This window comes from Flagellimonas myxillae, from assembly GCF_023502235.1.
GTDB classification, from domain to species: Bacteria; Bacteroidota; Bacteroidia; order Flavobacteriales; family Flavobacteriaceae; genus Flagellimonas; species Flagellimonas myxillae.
On sequence record NZ_JAMFLY010000001.1, the window covers coordinates 1,109,472 to 1,127,305 of the forward strand.

The following is a 17,834-nucleotide window of genomic DNA, read 5'->3' on the forward strand; positions in this document are numbered from 1 at the left end:
CAAACAGAATGGTTTGAAAATTATGGTTTTTGGTTTGGTCGAGTTTGTGTTACTTTGGCAAACCGATCTAAACTGACCATAACATGCCACCAAAAATCACCCTTCTTTTTTTCTTCTTCTTTTGCTATTTATCAAATTCCCAAAATGCTCCAAATTTTGGGGACTTGGAAAGTCACAAATACTATGTGGGTCAACTGGAAAATTCCAAAGACCAAGACTTTCAGAGAATCATAGGACTATACGACAACCATATTAGAAACCATCCTAGTGAAGTAACCGCTATGGTAGAGCGTTGTAGGTTTATTGGTAATTCATACTACGACGAGTACGAGGGATACAATTTAAAGTTTGAGGAAACCCAAGATTGCATCGAGCAATTGTATGGGAAGTTTCCAATGCACCCCCAGGTTTTAATCTATAGGGCAGAGAACCTATATGGAGAAGAAAAACTGGATGCCCTTCAAGAATCTTTGCGGTCAATGTCCAATGGCAAATGGAACTGGGTGAACATTGAAAAGGGTCTGATTTATGAAATGCTTGGGGATTACTTTCGGTATACGGACCAAAAAGAATCCTTGAGATATTACCTCCAAGCACAAGATTTGAATAAAGATTTGGATGTATCCATTCCGTTGGCCGAATCCTATATGGAAACGGGCAACGATGAGCTGGCGAAAAATACAATTTTATCCCATTTAAATGGGGACACGATCACTTGGAGTTTAAATACTAAAGCAGAAATGCTGTTGGAGCTTGGAGAAACAAGTAAGGCTCTTAAACTTTTTGACGAAGTCCGCCAGAAGGATTCAACCTTTATTGATAATTCTGAAATGGCCAAAGCTATGGTCAAACTTGAAAAGTATGGTTTGGCACGAGAATTTTTGGTTAAGGATACATCTGTAACATGGAACCGCTTGGTAAAATTGCAGGCATTGTTCAACCATGACCTGAAATACTCGGATTCTGGGATTACAATCCATACCTATAGGAACTTGCAAGAGGAAAATAGTTATGACGATTTTTTTGCCATCAAACGATTACGGATTTTCTTAAAAGACCCATTTCTATCGTGGAATTTTACTGAATTGTTGCATCTATTCTTTTTGGCTGTATGTATTGCCATACTTTTTATTTTACCATATATCTGGATTTTACCCGTCTATAACGTCGGGCTTTATCTTAAAAAGAAATCAAGAATTGTTGTTCCCAAATTGAACTTTAATTGGGGTTTAAAACACTTCTGGATTTTAAGTTTCATTTACCTTCTTGCCCAATTCCTGCTTATGGTCTTCTTCTACTATGAGGAAAACATCAATGCGTTTTTTGAAGTAACCATGTCCTTTGAGGAGCTGGAAGAAGATGATGCTTCCTTGGCAAAGAGCATGCTCGCTTTCGTGTTTCTGATGACCTTGGGCACCTTGGCGGTCATCAAAAAAAATGTATTAGGTCATCTTTACAAGACTAAAATAGGTCTCTGGGAATCCATAAAGTTAGGTGTCGCCTTTGTGATTTTTAATGTCATTTTTTTGAAGGTGTTACGAAGTTTTATTCCCTTGGATCCTACTGAGATTTCCCAGTTATTGTTTAACGCTACTCCGGAGATAATGGCGATACTCAAAACCTATGGATTCGGAATTGCCGTTTTTGCAGTTGCGGTATTGGGCCCTATTTACGAAGAAGTGATTTTTAGAGGAGTCATCCTAGGTTCTGTTGAAAAGCATTTAGGCTTTATCACGGCGAATATTCTGCAGGCTTCCATGTTCGCCATAATTCATTTTAACCTTAGCCTTTTCCTGTACTATTTGGTTTTTGGGTTGATAACAGGATATTACGTAAAGCGAACTGGTGGGCTAATAACCGGTATCGTTTTGCACGCCATTAATAATTTCTTTGTGTTGGTGCTGCTCAGTTTTCTAGTGAGATAAAACGTAAAACAAACCCATCAGCTCCAGAACCGGAGGTCGTCTGATTCTGGTCAAGTACCAATGCCACATTGGTACGATTGATTCCGGCAAATTCTTGTCCATCGATTTCCAAAAATTGTTTTCCTTCATTGATAAGGAGGGAATAGGGGTAAGAGCCCGAAGATAATCCATCATAAAGAATGCCATCTTGGGTGTTATTGTTGGTAACCAGAACTTGTGAAGTTGTCGCGTTAAAACTCCAGACAATAGTACTGGGTTCATAATCATCATTGATGCCGGCAAACCCTCCACTAATGTTGGTTATTTGCCAAGCCCCACTAAGTATATCGGTTTTTTCACCTGTTTGGGAGTTTGAACATCCGAAGAGCACTATCCCAAACAAAACAACGAAAAGCAAATGTTTCATTTTACCGCTTTTTATCTAGATTGATTTGGGACTGTTAGGTTGCTTGTCATTAGATATACCAGATATGCACCAACTGAATAATAAATCCGCATAATTCGTATTTTTTTGTTAAAATATTAACTTCCTAATAGAAGGTGGGCAATTTAAGTATCGAAAAGTGCAAATTTTTAGGTAAAATCCTGATGAATGATGAACTAATTTTGTGAATATGCGTTTCCACAATAGGGAACAGCGGTTAAAATATTGCACAAACCTCTAAGCTAGCGAATACATGAAAGGCAATAATTTGGTCTTTAAGGCTGTATTATTATCTATAATTCTTATTTCAATTCCAATATTACCGATTAATGGTGGGGCACATTGGGTGCTGGACTTTTTTGGAAAATTTCACCCTTTGGTAGTACATCTACCCATAGGTGCATTGTTATGCCTGTTTATACTGGAAATAATAGTTTCCAAGACGCACATGGTCCACATTCGGGGTGCAGTGCTCAAGTTTATTGTGGTAACGGCCATCCCTGCTGTATTGGCAGGTACATTGTTGGCTAGCTCCGGAAGTTACGGAAGTGATGTTTTCAACCTTCACAAATGGTTCGGAGTGGCAACGGCATTGTTGAGTATTTGGTTGTACGTAATCCATAAGAAAGACCTTTCAAAAAAACTTGGACGATTTTCTACCTATCAATGGACACTCTTTGTGAATGTGATATTACTCAGTATTGCCGGGCATTACGGAGGTTCCTTGACACATGGCTCAGATTATCTTACCAAAAACCTTCCGCAAGAGGTGCGTTCCTTTTTTGGGGATGACCCTTATGCCTTAAAGGGCTTGGTGGCGATGAATAGTTCCAAGGTGGATAAAACCCTTGAGGCTTACAACTTTGAACAAGATATTCGACCCGTGGTAGATAACTATTGCGTGCAATGCCATGGTCCAGAGGAGCAGAAGGCCGGATTGCGCTTGGATAGCATTAACGCCGATTTGGTGAAAGGACCAGATGCCGCTACCTGGAGGGGAATGCTGGATATGATCAATAGTGGAGAGATGCCACCGGAAGAGGAGGAGCAATTAACGGATGAGGAACGTCGCATGCTAGTGGACTGGATAACTGCATCCGTGCAGCATGCCATCAAAATAAAAAAGTCTAGCCAAGCAGCAGTTATTCGAAGACTTACCAAAAAACAGTATACCAATTCCCTAAACAATTTGTTGGGTGTTTCCGTAGACTTTGGTGATGTATTGCCCGACGATGAAAAATCGGAAATGGGATTCAGCAACAATGGGCACGAGTTGCAGACGTCGCCCTTGCACATCGAGTATTATAAACAAATTGCCAGAGAGGCTTTGGATAAGGCCATTGTTGCAGAGGATAAACCAAAATCGACCCATTACAAAATCAGGTTTGGTAAGGGCATAGGAGAGGAGCTACCCGCAGCTATGATAGGTGGGTATCAAAGTGCTCCCATAAACTCCGATGATTTCATTGTGGACATTTTGGATGAAAATGGAATGCCGATACAGCCCAAGGACAGTGTTGAGGAGGCTTATTATACCGAGGTCAAAAAGAATGTTGGGGTTGGAATGCGGGGTTCCCATGCCGATCGCTACGAAGTAGTGGAAGATGGTGTTATCCTGTATTCAGCATTACCACATAAGGAAGTTAGTCCAAAGTCTTGGCAGGGTCCATCCCCTAATCTTAAACTCTTGGTCAAGGATTATTTTCCGATGGATGGAGATTTTGAATTTCGGGTGAAGGCTTCCAAAGGATATCAGGAGCACGTGAAAAAAGAAGGATTGATCAGCCTTCGTAGACCCATCCCGGCAGAAGCCATGGAATCTACTATTGCCTTGGCGGGCCGTAGGTTTGAAAACAAGAAAAACCTGGTACAGAAAGGCATGTACCTTATCTCCGAGGATTTGACGAACTACAGCTATGCCAAAACCAGCTTTGTGGCACCTAAAACGGGATACTATCAATTGGATTTCACCCACCCATATGCCGCTCAAGATGGAATGCCCTCCATAAATATCCGTTTGGACCAGTTCCGCTTGCAAGAGCGCCTACATTTAGAAAAACCTGAGGATGGAGGCTTGGATATGGTTACACCCCTTACCTTGGCTTATTTGGAAGAAGGCAAACACAACCTTGAAATTGGCGGACGCTTTTTTGTAGGTTTCGGGGAGGTTATTGTCACTCCATTCCCGGACGACCATCCGGTAGCGATTCAGTTGGACAGCGAGGAGGAAGAAAGCAAACGCAAATATGATTTGGCATCACCCATTATGCGGGTATTTGCTGGAACCCGTACGGATGACGGCATTGATTACAAGAATTTTGATGATTTCCGCAACGTTATTAATTCAGACCAACCCAGACAATATATTTTTTCCGGCAGACTTGAGGATTTGCCAATTCCTGTGATCGATACCTTGGAAACCGAGATTTTGGCCAACATAATGGGAATGGGGGTTTGGAACGATTATCTGGTCAAGGATAATAGGGATTCCGGGCCGCCGCTATTGGTTCACGAAATTGAGTTTGAGGCACCCTATCATCCCGTATGGCCACCCCAAAGTCACACTGAAATCTTTTTTGATTCCCCAGATATAGCAGATAAGGAAAAGTATACCTCCCAGGTGCTGGCCAACTTTATGGAAAAAGCCTTCCGGAGACCTTTGGAAAAGGAAGAAGTGGAAACCTATATGTCATTTTGGAGAGCAATTAAGGACGATTACGGCCGCTATGAAGATGGAGTTAAGGAGGTGCTGGTTGCCATACTTTGTTCCCCCAACTTCATCTATTTGGCGGAACCCGAAAAAGGCACATCGGACGATGAGAGGGAATTCTTCCTGGCCTCCCGCTTGTCCTATTTTCTATGGGATTCCCCACCAGACCAGGAACTATTGGCCTTGGCGGACAGGGGTAAATTGCATCGAAAGAAAGAATTGAAAAAGCAGGTGCAGCGCATGCTTCAAGATGATAAGATTTGGGAAATGGTCCGCAATTTTTCAAAGGAATGGCTACGGTTGGACCGTCATGAAAGCATGAGCACCAATGTTAACGAATATGAAGATTACAGCCGATTCGTAAAACGTGATATGGCAGAAGAAACCTATCATTTTGTCCATCATGTGCTTAATTGCAATATGTATCTCGGGAATCTGATAGAATCCGATTTTGCCATGTTGAACCAGAATTTGGCTGAATTTTATGGGATTGATGGAGTGAAGGGCAACCATTTTAGACCCGTTGCCTTAGGTCCCGATTCCAAGAGGGGCGGATTACTGTCCCAAGGCTCTTTTTTAAGTGGTCATTCAGATGGGACCCAGGCACACGCCATCAAACGAGCGGTTTGGCTTCGTTCCCGTATTTTGGGGGACAGACCACCAGACCCGCCACCAAACGTTCCGGAATTGGACCCAGAGACTCCGGGTTTCGAAAAGTTGACGCTGAAAGAACAGTTGTTCTTACATAGAAACAAAGTGTCCTGTATGGACTGTCATGCAAAAATTGACCCGTATGGTATCGTGTTTGAAAACTATAATGCGGTGGGACTTTTTCAGACCGTGGCAAACAATGGAAATCCTATTGATGTAAAGGCGGAACTTCCTGATGGTAAGGTAGTTGATGGAATTGACGAAATAAAAGCGTATATTTTAAATGAAAAAATAGACGACTTTACCCGATCCTTGGTTAAACATCTGTTTTCTTATGCAGTTGGTCGGGATGTAACCTTTGTGGATGAACCAGAAATTGAATCTATTGTGAGCAATATCCGTGAAGATGGATATCGTTTTCAATCGGTGTTTGAACATATTATTACAAGTAAATCGTTTATTGGTGATTTTTAAAGACTAGATTATGGCTCGAAAATCTTGGCATTTAGATCGAAGAACATTTCTTAAAGGATTGGGTGTGACTTGTGCAATTCCCTACATGGAAGCCATGGGAATGGGAAGCATGATGAAAACCACAAATACCACCAGCGAAGCAATGAAAAGGCTTTGTTTTGTGTATTTCCCTAACGGAGTGGGATTACCACCTGTGGAAAGCTCCTTTCATAAAAAATGGAGTTGGTTCCCTATGGGGGAGGGTAAGGACTATCAATTTACAAATTCCTTAAGTCCATTGTCCCCGCATCGAGAGGACATGTCCATTATCGGCGGTTTGAGCCATCCGCGAAGTAGGGCATTGTTGGGGCACTTGGCAGGTGATACCTGGTTGACCGGGGGAGATGTTCGTGGGAGCGAATACATGAACAGTATTTCCATAGATCAAGTGGTGGCCCAACGATTCAGTAAGCACACCCGCTATCCATATTTAGCTTTATCCACCGATGGTGGAATTGGCTATAAGTCAAGAGTTTCCACCCTGTCATTTGATTTGTCGGGTAAACCTATCCCATCGGAGCATAGGCACCGTGAAATCTTTGAGCGCTATTTCGCACCTGGTGGGGGGGCAACTACCCAAGCTCGCAGAAAAAGTATCCAGCAGGATAAGAAGATTGTGGATTTGATTCTGGAGGACAGTAAACGATTGCACAGACGTTTGGGCAAGCACGACCAAACTAAGATGGATGAATACATGCATTCCTTGAATTCCGTGGAAGAGCAAGTAAAACGAAACGAGCAGTGGTTGGATATTCCGATGAAGGACTTTGACCCCAGCCATCTTAATTTTAATGCCGATGTAAAGGTTGACCCGGAAGCCTATATCAAAACCACTTTCGACCTTATGGTTTTGGGTATGGAGGTTGATTTGACCAGGGTAATGACCTATATGATGGCCCGCGAAGACGGACTTGGCCTAGGAGAAAACTTTCCAAAACTCGCACTTGGATTGACCAAGGGGCACCACACCATTAGTCACGACTTAACTACAGGACATTGGGAAGAGTGGGGTAGATACGACCAATGGTTGTCCAAGCAATTTGCGTACTTCCTGGATCGTATGAAAAATACTTACGACGAACATGGTTCCCTATTGGATAATACGATGGTTCTTTACGGTAGTGCCTGTAGTACCACGCACAATGCGGTTAACTATCCACTGGTGTTGGCTGGAGGAGCCAATATGGGCTTAAAACACGGTACTTACCAAAAGTTTGAAGAAGAACCAATGTCCAATCTCTTTGTTAGCATGCTGAACACCTTAGGGATGGAAACCGAAAGTTTCTCTGATAGCACCGGGGAATTACATTCCAGTATTTGGTAATTCGTCACTTCGAGTGATTCCGGCAAAGTCGGAATGGATTGAGAAGTCGGCTAGCCCAAAAATTTCGCTTGTAATTCGGGAGTTGGTATCATGCAGGCATCCTTTCTGCCAAACCATCGATACCGGTTTTTGGCAATAAGGTCATATACCGCATCCCTGATGACCCTAGGTACCCAGGTAAACAGCGCCAGGCCTTTCCAAAGGCCGCCAAAGTCCTGTCCAATTCGAAGTGCAGCATCCGATTTTACAAAATAGGCAACCCCAGGTTCAATAAGAATGATGGAGTCCACTTTGGAGGTGTCAATACCGCGTTCGGAAATTAAGTTTTGTCCAATTTCACTTTGAAGGGCAGCATACCGAAACAGGTCTTTTTTATCTCGTTTTAAGATATACTGCACGGCACCATTGCAGAGATTACAGACGCCATCGAAAAGGATAAGTTTTTTGTTCTCTTCCACCCTGCAAAGATAAAGTACAAAAAATACATAGACTACCCATTATTACCTAGGAAGGTCCTTCTATAATTATTCAAGTCCAATTTCATGATGTAAAAGTTCAATGAGCCATTATCGCTCGATGTCGCAATCGACTTAAACTCCCCATAATTTTTGACGGCTTTCTCCTTGACCCCCTCAGTTAATCTACCCGTGGTAAAAATAAGGTAGTTGCCATCTGGTGTCACGTAAGGGCTTCCATCAATCAGGTCACTGTTGACTTCTGCGCCCATGTTTATAGGGTCGGACCAAATATTTTCCCCTTTCCTAAAACTGATGTATAGATCGCTGTTGCCAAATCCATCCGACTCATCAATGCGAACGAAAATAATATATGACTCATCTGGAGAGACAAAGGCATCGGCTTCTGTACGTACTGAATTTAAATTATCTGGAAGCCGAACCGGTTCTTGATAAGTGCCATTGGCATATCTGGAAAAATAGATATCGGAATTACCGCTCTTATCTGAATTAAAATAGATGGTCCGGTTGTTGGTCATCACCGGATAAAATTCATTTCCAGAAGAGGCAATTGGTGTTCCCATTGGTACCGGCTCTTGCCAAATGCCATTTTTTAGTTCTGAGGACCAAATATTGAAATTAAAACCCTCAGCTTTTCCTTCGAATTCTTTACTCGAGGAGAACAACATTAGATTCCCATCTGGAGAAATTTGGACATCCGCTATAGGATCCTGTGCCGATACAAACGGAACAAAGCTTGGCGGGCTAAAATGACCATTTTCAAAATGCTGATATGCGATACCTGTTACCCCCAGTTTTTGAGATGTTGCGGTGTAATAAATGATTTTTCCATCTGGACTTAGGCTGGTATTGAATTTATCAATTTGGGTGGACACAACTTCAGGCTGAAATTTTACCGGCATATTTCCAATAGAATCGGATATATATGGATGATTTTGGATAGTGGTAGGTTGTTCCATGGACGTTTCTTTTTGATGCTTACATCCAAGGAATAGGGTTGCGGCAAAACAAAGTTGCCAGAAATAAGGATTGATTCTGTACATTTTTTGATTGATTGAATTGATGATTCAACCAAATTCCATGAAATTATGCACAAAATCAAGAAGTTTAACGTATTGCTGGGAAACATACATTGCCAAGCATATTTTATCGTGCAAGTAGGGATAAATACATCATTCCATGGCAAAACCTAGTTTTATGCTTTGCCTCATGGATTGAGCAATAAATTCAATATCATTCAATAGATTTTATCCAATATGAAAAAACCTAGCTTGACAGCCATTTCTTAAATTAGCTATTGTTCTATGGCACATTGGTTCCACTTCCCCACCAATCATCGTTGGGTTGCCAATCCTTCTGTAGCATTTGTGCACGGCCCTCCTCAAGATTTGGCATTAGGGTGTTTCGGTAATAATCCAATTTCATTTGAAGGGAATCGGCATCAAATAGAGGATCCGCAGTCGGTATTTTGGCGTTGGTATCCTCTAACCACTGCATTAATTTCGAGTTTAGTGAAGCCGTGATATCGGTACGAGCATCGGCTACATTATTTTGCTCTTTTAGGTCGATTTCCAAGTCGTAGAGTTCGTTGTGTCCATCTTCCCAATAATGGATCAGTTTCCAATTACCTTCCCGGACAATGGAGCTGGGTTCCCCGCCTTGGTTTCCATAATGGGGGTAATGCCAAAACAACGGTCTAGCTACTATTTCCTGACTGGAAAGTAAGGGGACAAGACTAGTGCCATCAACCTGCTCGGAGGATTCCACCCCTGCCAATTCAAGAATTGTGGGATAAAAGTCGTTACCATTCACAGGGGTGCTGTTCTTCACACCTTTAAGGTCACTCCAGGGGATGCTGATGAAAAAGGGAACCCTGGTTCCACCTTCCCATTGGTACCCCTTACCACCGCTTAGGGAAAGGCTATTGGTTGAGTAATTATCCCCAGAGGCCACACCACCATTGTCCGAGGTAAATATGATTACGGTATTGTCCTTTAAATCCAGTTCATCCAAGGTTTGCATAACAGAACCGACCGCTTCATCCACTTGCTCAATTAAACCCGCATAAACAGGATTGTCCTGATACTTTCTGATGGGCAGGATACGCTCCATTTCAAATCCTTTTTCCTGAATTCCCATGGATTCGGCCTTATCCCTATACTTTGCCCATTTTTCTTGTGAGGTCTGAATGGGTCCATGAACGGCATAAAATGAAAGGTAGGCCAAGAAGGGAACGCCCTTGTTCTGTTTGATGAATTTTGAGGTTTCCTTCGCTAGTTTCATGGAAAGACTCATTCCCTTTTCGTCTTCATGATCGGTTAGATAGGGATTGTTGAACGGAGAGAAATATCCACCTGAATAAGGCCCTCCTGCGTGATACCCTCCTTGATTAATATCAAAACCATGGTCGGTGGGCAAAGAATTGTTGGATGCTGAGCCTAAATGCCATTTTCCAGCAAAAAAAGTATTGTAATCACGTTCCTTCAAAGCTTCCGGCAGGGTAATATAGTCGTATGGCAAATGGGGGGTGTATGCTGGCGGTAGGAGTTTTGTGAAACGATTGGCTTCCCGCCAATCCGTACCAGTTTTGGCGCCAATCCAATCAGTAATGCCATGGACCGTGGTGTATTTGCCTGTGAGCAGACTGGCCCTTGAGGGACTGCATACGGCACAGGTAGCATAGCCATTTGTGAAGTTCACCCCTTGGTTGGCAATATTGTCAATGTGCGGGGTTTCGTAGTACTGACTTCCGTTTGCACTTAAATCGGAATAACCTAGGTCATCCACCAAAATGAACAAAAAGTTGGGTCTTTCGGGCGCTTTTTCTTTTGAAGAGCATCCAACCAAGATCATACCAAGGGATGCCAACAGAATTTTATGCAAATGCTTCATAATGTTTGGTTGTTTAGGAAAAGAGAGCGACACCAAGTTCCTTGAATTTTCATTCGAAATCAAGAGAAGGGAGGTTCGGGTTGTAAGAAGTTATTAACAGGGATGGAATCAGATATCAGATATCAGAAATCGGACATCAGAAATTAGAAATGGTATGTTGGATGCGCGATGTCTTGACTCTTGGTTCTTGGTTCTTGGCTCTTGGCTCCTGACTCTTGATTTTTGGAATTTGGAGCTTGGAACTTGGAGTTCCATCTAAATCTTCTCAAGAAAGGACAGTACCACTTTCCAGGTTTCTTCAACTTCGGTGCCGACACGTTCTGCCACTAACATAGAAGAACCGTGAATTCCATTTTGTGGAACAAAGGTCTGATGTCCAAAAGAAGCAGCCTTCTCAAATCGTAATTGTGAGTCTTCGTCTTCCATTTCGTTCGGGGGACTTAGAAGCAGCAAGGGAATTTTTACCGTTTCAAAATAGGGGTCGGGCAGGCAATTTTTCAAAGACCCGCCGGTGGCTGGCGAGAAGGACAATGCACCCTGAATATCCTGCTGTCTCTTGCTAGCCAATTGCACGACCAAGGTGGCACTATAGCTGCTTCCCCAGATAATTTTTTCACCGGTAAATCCAGCGTCAATCACATAATCCAAGGCGCTCTCCAGATTGTTGAATGCGTCGCAATAGCCATAGCCATCCCCATAAATGTGGGTGGGAATATTGGCCAAGGTACGGTTGAATTGCCCGTAATACTGTCCGCCCACCCGTTGGTCTATAGCCAGAATATTATAGCCTTTCTCAAGCAGTCGGGGGATAATGGGGGTGTACTCGGCCCTGGCATTGGAGCCCCCTTGGTGAAAGAGCAAAATGGTTTTGCCCTTTTTGTCCAATTCAAAGAGGTCTCCGATGATTTGGATACTATCCGGAGTATAAAAACTGATTTCCCTCCGCAGTTGAGGTTCGGTTTCCGGTTCTTGTTGCGTTTCTTTTTTGCAGGAGCCCATGAGTAGCAACGCTCCCACAAGGGCAAAGGATAGAGTTTTCATGCAAATTCGTTTGTTTGATGTTCCTTAAGATACATCAAATTGGGCAAAACAAGGAGATATTGGTGGAGCAGGAGGAGGTGTTCTCATCTACCCTTTGGAGGTAACCAAGGGTTTAAATCCTCCATAAACCATTCTGCTGGCGTCAAAAATCAATTTTTCAGGATGGGTCAAAGGTGCGACCAATTCTACCATTCTTGGGTCTTGGGGTACTTTTTTGTTGGCCATGTCACGTACCTCTTTTGAAGGAAAAACTACCCAACCAAACACGATTTTCTCATCTTCCCTAGCACTTACGGTTTCCATAAACGATTTAGTGCCTTCCAAGACCATATCGTCTCCAACGTATTCGAAGTAGGCGATGGCACCATATTCTTTCCAAATCCCTGCCACTTTTTCTGCCACTTTCTTATAGTCGTCCAAATACAATTTGGATATTGGTAAAACAAAGCCATCTATATAGTTTGCCATAGTACCTTTTGATTGTTGCTTGTTTATCGGTTTGTATTCTGTGCTAAAACGGTTGACGATGGTCCCAAACTCCTAATTAATTGTCCTACAAGCTACAATTGCACCAAGGTAAGTGCAGCAATATTCTAGTACCTGTAAAATCTGAAACAATGGACCATAATCTTGTCTTGTCAACTTGCCCTTTGATTTATTTAGGAATATCTGACACGAAATCCCTTAAATGGTTTGCTAAGATTTCAGGATGGGTCATCCACATTTCATGTGACGCATCTGGAAGATGAACATGTTTTGCTCCAGGCATTTTTTTGACAAGGGCATCATTCGTGCAATTCAACATGGGCATTGTATTCCCCGTGGTTAACAACATCACCGGAACTTGAAAATCAGTGCTAAGATTCGGAAAAGGATCCTCTGAGTTAACCAAAGCTTTTATTTCTGTAAGGTTAGCTTTCAGCGATTGTAGAACCTCTGGCGGAATTTGTTCTTGAATATCCGCGCCAACAAAGAATTCAAAGAGAGCTTTCATCACTTGGGTGGTGTCTCTAGTTTCAAAGGCAGATGCAACATTGTCAATAAGTCCTTCTTGCGCTGCTCTATACCATTGCTCGCAACCGGGGAGACGTAACAATGGCGGTTCTGAGAGAGAAATGCTTCGTATTTTCATTGGGTTTTTGTGTGCATATTCCATTGCAACAAGCCCGCCATAGGAATGACCAACGAGATGAACTGATTGTACCTTAAGTACCTTGATTAACGCTGCAAGGTCCTTTGCTTCCGATTCAACACTGAATGAAGTTCCTTCATGATACTCACTTGTATTAGGGTAGTTGAATCTTCTACTATATGTAATAACGTTGTAATCTTCTTTGAGCAATTCTAGTTGAGGCATGAAAACCCGATAATCCTCTTGGCTTCCATGAACAAAAAGAATTGTTTCGCCTGTACCCGCTTGTTCAAAATAGAACTGATTTTTGCCATCAGAAACGCAATTTATCAGCATTAATAGTGAAAATATGGCTATGAATTTGGAAAAAAATATAGATTTCATAGTGTTCATTTTAAAGGAGTTACAGCTTGTTATTATCTACAAGGTACCCTTTTTTAACTGGATTTCCTTTCCAATTGAAGTGATTAGCCATAAGATCACAACCAACAATTTTGAAACCAAAACGAAGTTTACTTAAGGAAGCAGGAAACTACAGTATGCTCGGTCTATTTCTAATAAGACCAATACGAAGAACCACATTCAATAAAATGGATGGGAATACCCTTAACGAATTTGCCCAACCAATCAGCGCAAAACTTCATACCATATTCCTCCGAATTGATATGCCCGATAAAAACCACCGCTTTTTTCCTACCCTGTAAAACGGCATCCCTAGCATATTCGTAGGTTTCCCACTGGGGCACTTCACCAGCGACCACAACATCGACACTAGGGTCCTGAAGTTGGCTAATGTGGACTTGGCTTCCTGACGAACCAGGGATATACATCACATTGGATAGCTCCATTTCGGGGTCGCCAATAACATGAAAGTTGTTTTCGGGAAACGTTTCCTTCAAATTTTTTAGCAGACCCGTCAAAGTGATTTTGGGAAAGCTAAACTTGTACGGATTATCCTTTACCCTGTTGTTTTCCCAACCCAATTTTTCAACCATTCCAGAGATGATTCCATCGGAAGGTATGCGGTGTATATAGTCATGGAACCGCCATACCACAAGATTATGGTCCTCGATAAATTTCTTTTTTTCCAGAAATACCGCATCTTGTTGAAATTGTTCGGTTTTATCCAAATGATTGTAATACAAGGGCTCGTGAACAATGATAAGGTTACAGTTTTTTTCCACCGCCTTTCGCAACACATCCATGGTGGCAAACATACAGGTCGCGATACCTGTAACCCTTGTTTCCGGATTTCCTTGTTTAATAACATCTACCGTGTTGGGTACAATAGCTGCGCCCGTCTCCTTAATTATGGATGCAATCATTTGTTCTGAAGTAAGGGCAGAATCGGTTGTCGTGTTTTGACCCCAAAGGACTAGGGGCAATGCGAACAGAATAAGGTTGAATGCGTGTTTCATTATGATGGTTTTGAGGTTATGACACTTAATGTTTTAGTTTCCATTCATTTTGTGCAGATACACCAGATTGAATGGTAAGACATATCAATAGAAAAATTACTGCTTTGTACATAGATTTTTCAAGTTTGCCACCAATTAGTTTGAAGCAACAAGTTAGCTTATTTCCCACTTTGTTGCCAATAGCTTTCAAGCTATCCACCTTAAGATTAAATAAGGTTAATGGTCCGGATAGTTATTGTTCACCTTTCCAATTTTCAATCTCCGACATGCTAATTATATTTTAATATCAATATCAAATCGGATACGTTGTCCATTTTCCACAAAGGCTCCAAGTGGCACAAGCTGATCAACCCAATAATATTTCATTTTCAGGGCAATTTTATCTTCGATTTTCGTGCCCAGGGTAAATTCGACCCCCTCCAAATTCGTCAACCTTCCATCAGGAGATCCAAAAGAGGAATAATCCCATCGGGCCCAATCGTTCTGTGCCAAAAAATCCAATGCCGAATAGCGTTCTAAATGAGTATAGGTGAGTTTCACCAACCAATCTCCTTTTTTGTTCAAGTGCCCATAACTGGTTGCCAAGGTCATCCCAGTTTTCTGATCCCGAAGATTTTGTGGGATGAATGCATTGTCACCATAGTCCTCAAGATTCAGGTACCAATCCATTTCCATTTTTACCAAGGGGGAGCGGCTCAACTTGACATAACCCCCAATACTAATAATGGAATAGTCCAAAAAGAAGGTTTCCGCCCCATCGGGTATATCTTGGATGTTTCTAAAAAGATAAAGGGAGGGCCAAACGGCGAACCTATCGTCAAGATGTTCTGAAACCACCTGTACGCCCTGAAAATAACTATCATCCGTAAACGAGCCTCCCCTTGAGTTCAAAATAAAATGGCCAGCATTGATGTTCAGGTGATCTACCCAATCCAACTTGGGGTTAAATGTTTTTTGAAGGTGAATACCCTCAGGATAAACATTGTCGCTCCAAAACAGTTCGTTCTGTTTTTTGAACGTAAATGTATTTTTCCCCAACCATAGCTTGAATGCGCCCAAATCTACCTGAAAAAAGGCTTTTTCCAAGGCAATGGGCAAGGTCCCAAACTCGTTGAAGGCATCTCCAAGGGTGAGTTGTGGGTCCTGTTGTTTTTTGGGCTCTCCTGTCCTTATTCTTGCCCCGACCAGTATTTTTGGATTTAGCTGGTATTCCGCACCGGCCCGCAATCTATATCGCAATCTGGAACGGTCCTCCCTATAGGTGCCATCCGATTTGCGGGAGTCCCAATCCTGTTCCACCCGAAACCTGAAATCGCCATTAAACCTAAATTTTGATTTCGTGGAATCGTTTTGGGCAATAGCCAAGGTTGAAGATATAAGGAGAAAGACGAAAAGATAACGCTTAGGTAACGGTAGTTGGTATGCTTTGGTCAAAAGGGTAAGGGGTTATTCTTAAACGCTTACAAGATACGCCAAAACTTGGCAAGAAGAAGAATTCACTTGTGGGCGCAGCTATTTCTTTTTCTTTCCGTTTACATATTCAAATTCCAGTTTTTCCCTATCATCGGTAAAACAATATTCTTTTCCATGTTTCTTTTTACCATGATACTCTCCATAATAGTTCAACTCCCCATTTTCGAAACGCTTCACCAATTTTTTCACTCCATTTTCATCATAATCAATTGTTTCGATGATTTCACCTTTCAGGTTATAACTAAATTCTTTAGCGATTACCCAAGGTTTGTATCTCTGGTAAATGGTTTTGTCACAGACTATTTTTTGTTTTCCATTAAAATATAGGTTACTGGATAAAACAACCCCATCATTATAGATTTCCTCGTATACCAAATGCCCATTTTTTCGTTTGTGCTGTGCAACTCCGGTAAGTCTTTCCCCATTCATTTTGTATACCAAATCATTATCGATATACACTTCTTTCATTCCCAAAGTATCTTGGGAGAAGGTGTGGCACGAGACCAAAATTGAGATTATGAGAAGAGCGTTTTTTACTTGAATCATATTTGCAATTGCAATCCCTTTTCTGGTGGATCATTATGCTTTACAAGATACAATCTTACGGCATCGGGCCATATTAATTAACCGCTTAATTTTTGAAAGCAAGCTGCCCAATGGGAATTGTTCCAGAACCGTGTGGTGCTATGCTCATACGGTAAAAAAGGTCTTGTTCATTCAAGATAAGCGCTGCTCTTGGAGTGCCTCCTGCGTTATACGAGAGTGCTACGATATAGAAAATATGCTCCTCATTGGGACGGATCGTTTTTTGCAATTGGGTAGCCTTATTAAAATTGGTATCCAAATAGGATTTTATTTCTGTGAGTCCATAATTGAAAGAGGGTAGTTTATCATATGTTAATGTATCTGTTGGCAAAAAGAGTTTTAAGTAAGAGTCAGGTGGAGTAAAAATTGCCAATGAATCAGCGGGAAAATTAATAGTAAGCTCCAATGGGGTGGTAGTTTCATTAATTATCAGAGTCCAAAACACGGAAAATCCATAGGTTCTTCCAGAAGCGTCTGAATATTGCGTTCCATCCGGTTTGATCATGCCTCCTTTTGGAAAGCCGTTCTTTATGGTTATCCCTTTTCCTGTGGAAGATGCATAAGTAGTGTCTTTAAAAATAAATCCCTTTAAATAATGGTTTGGTGATCGTTGTTCGCTGCCATTTTTTGTTGAGTCTTTTTGCTCTGATTCAACGACAGCCTTTCCAGTTTTTGAACTGTCTCTTTGTCCACAAGAATAGAGCCCCGTAAGTAGCATAATCGATATTACTAAGTGCTTTTTCATTAGTTGAAATCTTTCTAATAAAGATATGATTAGGTACTTTCTTTGGACTTAAATCAATTGTAAAAAGATTTGAAAAAAATGTAAATATGGTTGAATATGCTATTATTCTCCTTCAAGGTGAATGACGAAGTGATCTAGCGGGAGCGGAGGGTTGTGAATGGACAGATTATTAAATATTTGGATTCTTGGAAATTGGAGCATGGAGAGTTGAAAATGGAAAATGGATAGTTGGATGCTCGATGCTCGATGCCAGAAGTTGATTGTCTTGAGTCTTGTTTTTGAGTTTGAACTTGAACTTGAACTTGAGCTTGAGCTTGAACTTGAGCTTAAGGTGAAGGATAAAAAGGTGAAAGCTGGATTGTTGGATTCTTGGAAATTGGAGCTTGGTATTTGATATTTTGAACTTGTGTTTGAACTTGAATTTAAGGCAAGGGGTAATAGGAAATGGTGGACAGAGGGGCGGTTCTGCATGTGGTTTACCCCGATATTGCCATAATGGTTATTTTCGCAAGAACCGAATCCAAT

Annotated in this window: 15 protein-coding genes; 4 read left to right on the forward strand and 11 right to left on the reverse strand. The window is 41.7% G+C overall.

What is annotated here, in order from left to right:
* Positions 1–83: 83 nt before the first annotated feature.
* Positions 84–1,925, forward strand: a complete 1,842-nt coding sequence (locus M3P07_RS05090; RefSeq protein ID WP_249968811.1) for a type II CAAX endopeptidase family protein — start codon at positions 84–86, stop codon at positions 1,923–1,925.
* Here the strand turns inward: M3P07_RS05090 and M3P07_RS05095 are convergent.
* Positions 1,906–2,331 carry a hypothetical protein gene (locus tag M3P07_RS05095; RefSeq protein WP_249968812.1) on the reverse strand — a complete coding sequence of 142 codons (426 nt, stop codon included), beginning with the start codon at positions 2,329–2,331 and terminating at the stop codon, positions 1,906–1,908. The genes M3P07_RS05090 and M3P07_RS05095 overlap by 20 nt on opposite strands.
* Positions 2,332–2,725: 394 nt before the next feature.
* Here M3P07_RS05095 and M3P07_RS05100 point away from each other — a divergent pair, with 394 nt between their 5' ends.
* The gene (locus M3P07_RS05100) at positions 2,726–6,184 is read left to right on the forward strand and encodes a DUF1592 domain-containing protein (protein WP_249968813.1); all 3,459 of its coding nucleotides are present in this window, start codon (positions 2,726–2,728) and stop codon (positions 6,182–6,184) included.
* 10 nt (positions 6,185–6,194) lie between these two features.
* Entirely contained in the window at positions 6,195–7,547 is a 1,353-nt protein-coding gene (locus M3P07_RS05105; protein ID WP_249968814.1) for a DUF1552 domain-containing protein, read from the forward strand.
* A gap of 50 nt (positions 7,548–7,597) precedes the next feature.
* On the opposite strand, the gene M3P07_RS05110 is transcribed toward M3P07_RS05105, so the two are convergent.
* The 10 genes from M3P07_RS05110 to M3P07_RS05155 form a co-directional block, all read right to left on the reverse strand.
* Positions 7,598–8,005: a thiol-disulfide oxidoreductase DCC family protein gene (locus M3P07_RS05110; RefSeq protein WP_249968815.1), complete on the reverse strand. Its 408-nt coding sequence runs from the start codon at positions 8,003–8,005 to the stop codon at positions 7,598–7,600.
* 32 nt (positions 8,006–8,037) lie between these two features.
* The gene (locus M3P07_RS05115) at positions 8,038–9,066 is read right to left on the reverse strand and encodes a TolB family protein (RefSeq protein ID WP_249968816.1); all 1,029 of its coding nucleotides are present in this window, start codon (positions 9,064–9,066) and stop codon (positions 8,038–8,040) included.
* A gap of 259 nt (positions 9,067–9,325) precedes the next feature.
* Positions 9,326–10,915 carry a sulfatase gene (locus tag M3P07_RS05120; protein ID WP_249968817.1) on the reverse strand — a complete coding sequence of 530 codons (1,590 nt, stop codon included), beginning with the start codon at positions 10,913–10,915 and terminating at the stop codon, positions 9,326–9,328.
* A 255-nt stretch (positions 10,916–11,170) separates the two neighbouring features.
* On the reverse strand, positions 11,171–11,956 hold the full coding sequence (locus M3P07_RS05125; protein WP_249968818.1) for an alpha/beta hydrolase: 786 nt from the start codon (positions 11,954–11,956) through the stop codon (positions 11,171–11,173).
* Positions 11,957–12,043: 87 nt separating this feature from the next.
* Positions 12,044–12,424 carry a DUF1428 domain-containing protein gene (locus M3P07_RS05130; RefSeq protein WP_249968819.1) on the reverse strand — a complete coding sequence of 127 codons (381 nt, stop codon included), beginning with the start codon at positions 12,422–12,424 and terminating at the stop codon, positions 12,044–12,046.
* Between the two features lie 187 nt (positions 12,425–12,611).
* Positions 12,612–13,472 carry an alpha/beta fold hydrolase gene (locus M3P07_RS05135; RefSeq protein WP_249968820.1) on the reverse strand — a complete coding sequence of 287 codons (861 nt, stop codon included), beginning with the start codon at positions 13,470–13,472 and terminating at the stop codon, positions 12,612–12,614.
* Between the two features lie 170 nt (positions 13,473–13,642).
* Entirely contained in the window at positions 13,643–14,506 is an 864-nt protein-coding gene (locus M3P07_RS05140) for a Nif3-like dinuclear metal center hexameric protein (protein WP_249968821.1), read from the reverse strand.
* A 273-nt stretch (positions 14,507–14,779) separates the two neighbouring features.
* Positions 14,780–15,871 (reverse strand): putative porin, encoded by a 1,092-nt coding sequence (locus tag M3P07_RS05145; protein ID WP_249968822.1) that lies wholly within the window; start codon positions 15,869–15,871, stop codon positions 14,780–14,782.
* 147 nt (positions 15,872–16,018) lie between these two features.
* Positions 16,019–16,525: a hypothetical protein gene (locus tag M3P07_RS05150; RefSeq protein WP_249968823.1), complete on the reverse strand. Its 507-nt coding sequence runs from the start codon at positions 16,523–16,525 to the stop codon at positions 16,019–16,021.
* 85 nt (positions 16,526–16,610) lie between these two features.
* Entirely contained in the window at positions 16,611–17,309 is a 699-nt protein-coding gene (locus M3P07_RS05155; protein WP_249968824.1) for a hypothetical protein, read from the reverse strand.
* 220 nt (positions 17,310–17,529) lie between these two features.
* Here M3P07_RS05155 and M3P07_RS05160 point away from each other — a divergent pair, with 220 nt between their 5' ends.
* Positions 17,530–17,703 carry a hypothetical protein gene (locus M3P07_RS05160; RefSeq protein WP_249968825.1) on the forward strand — a complete coding sequence of 58 codons (174 nt, stop codon included), beginning with the start codon at positions 17,530–17,532 and terminating at the stop codon, positions 17,701–17,703.
* Positions 17,704–17,834 lie beyond the last annotated feature (131 nt).

Coding starts and splice junctions, on each gene's coding strand:
- M3P07_RS05095 (WP_249968812.1), bottom strand. CDS start 2,331: ATGAAACATTTGCTTTTCGTTGTTTTGTTTGGGATAGTGCTCTTCGGA.
- M3P07_RS05090 (WP_249968811.1), top strand. CDS start 84: ATGCCACCAAAAATCACCCTTCTTTTTTTCTTCTTCTTTTGCTATTTA.
- M3P07_RS05130 (WP_249968819.1), bottom strand. CDS start 12,424: ATGGCAAACTATATAGATGGCTTTGTTTTACCAATATCCAAATTGTAT.
- M3P07_RS05140 (WP_249968821.1), bottom strand. CDS start 14,506: ATGAAACACGCATTCAACCTTATTCTGTTCGCATTGCCCCTAGTCCTT.
- M3P07_RS05115 (WP_249968816.1), bottom strand. CDS start 9,066: ATGTACAGAATCAATCCTTATTTCTGGCAACTTTGTTTTGCCGCAACC.
- M3P07_RS05135 (WP_249968820.1), bottom strand. CDS start 13,472: ATGAAATCTATATTTTTTTCCAAATTCATAGCCATATTTTCACTATTA.
- M3P07_RS05160 (WP_249968825.1), top strand. CDS start 17,530: ATGGATAGTTGGATGCTCGATGCTCGATGCCAGAAGTTGATTGTCTTG.
- M3P07_RS05155 (WP_249968824.1), bottom strand. CDS start 17,309: ATGAAAAAGCACTTAGTAATATCGATTATGCTACTTACGGGGCTCTAT.
- M3P07_RS05105 (WP_249968814.1), top strand. CDS start 6,195: ATGGCTCGAAAATCTTGGCATTTAGATCGAAGAACATTTCTTAAAGGA.
- M3P07_RS05120 (WP_249968817.1), bottom strand. CDS start 10,915: ATGAAGCATTTGCATAAAATTCTGTTGGCATCCCTTGGTATGATCTTG.
- M3P07_RS05150 (WP_249968823.1), bottom strand. CDS start 16,525: ATGATTCAAGTAAAAAACGCTCTTCTCATAATCTCAATTTTGGTCTCG.
- M3P07_RS05125 (WP_249968818.1), bottom strand. CDS start 11,956: ATGAAAACTCTATCCTTTGCCCTTGTGGGAGCGTTGCTACTCATGGGC.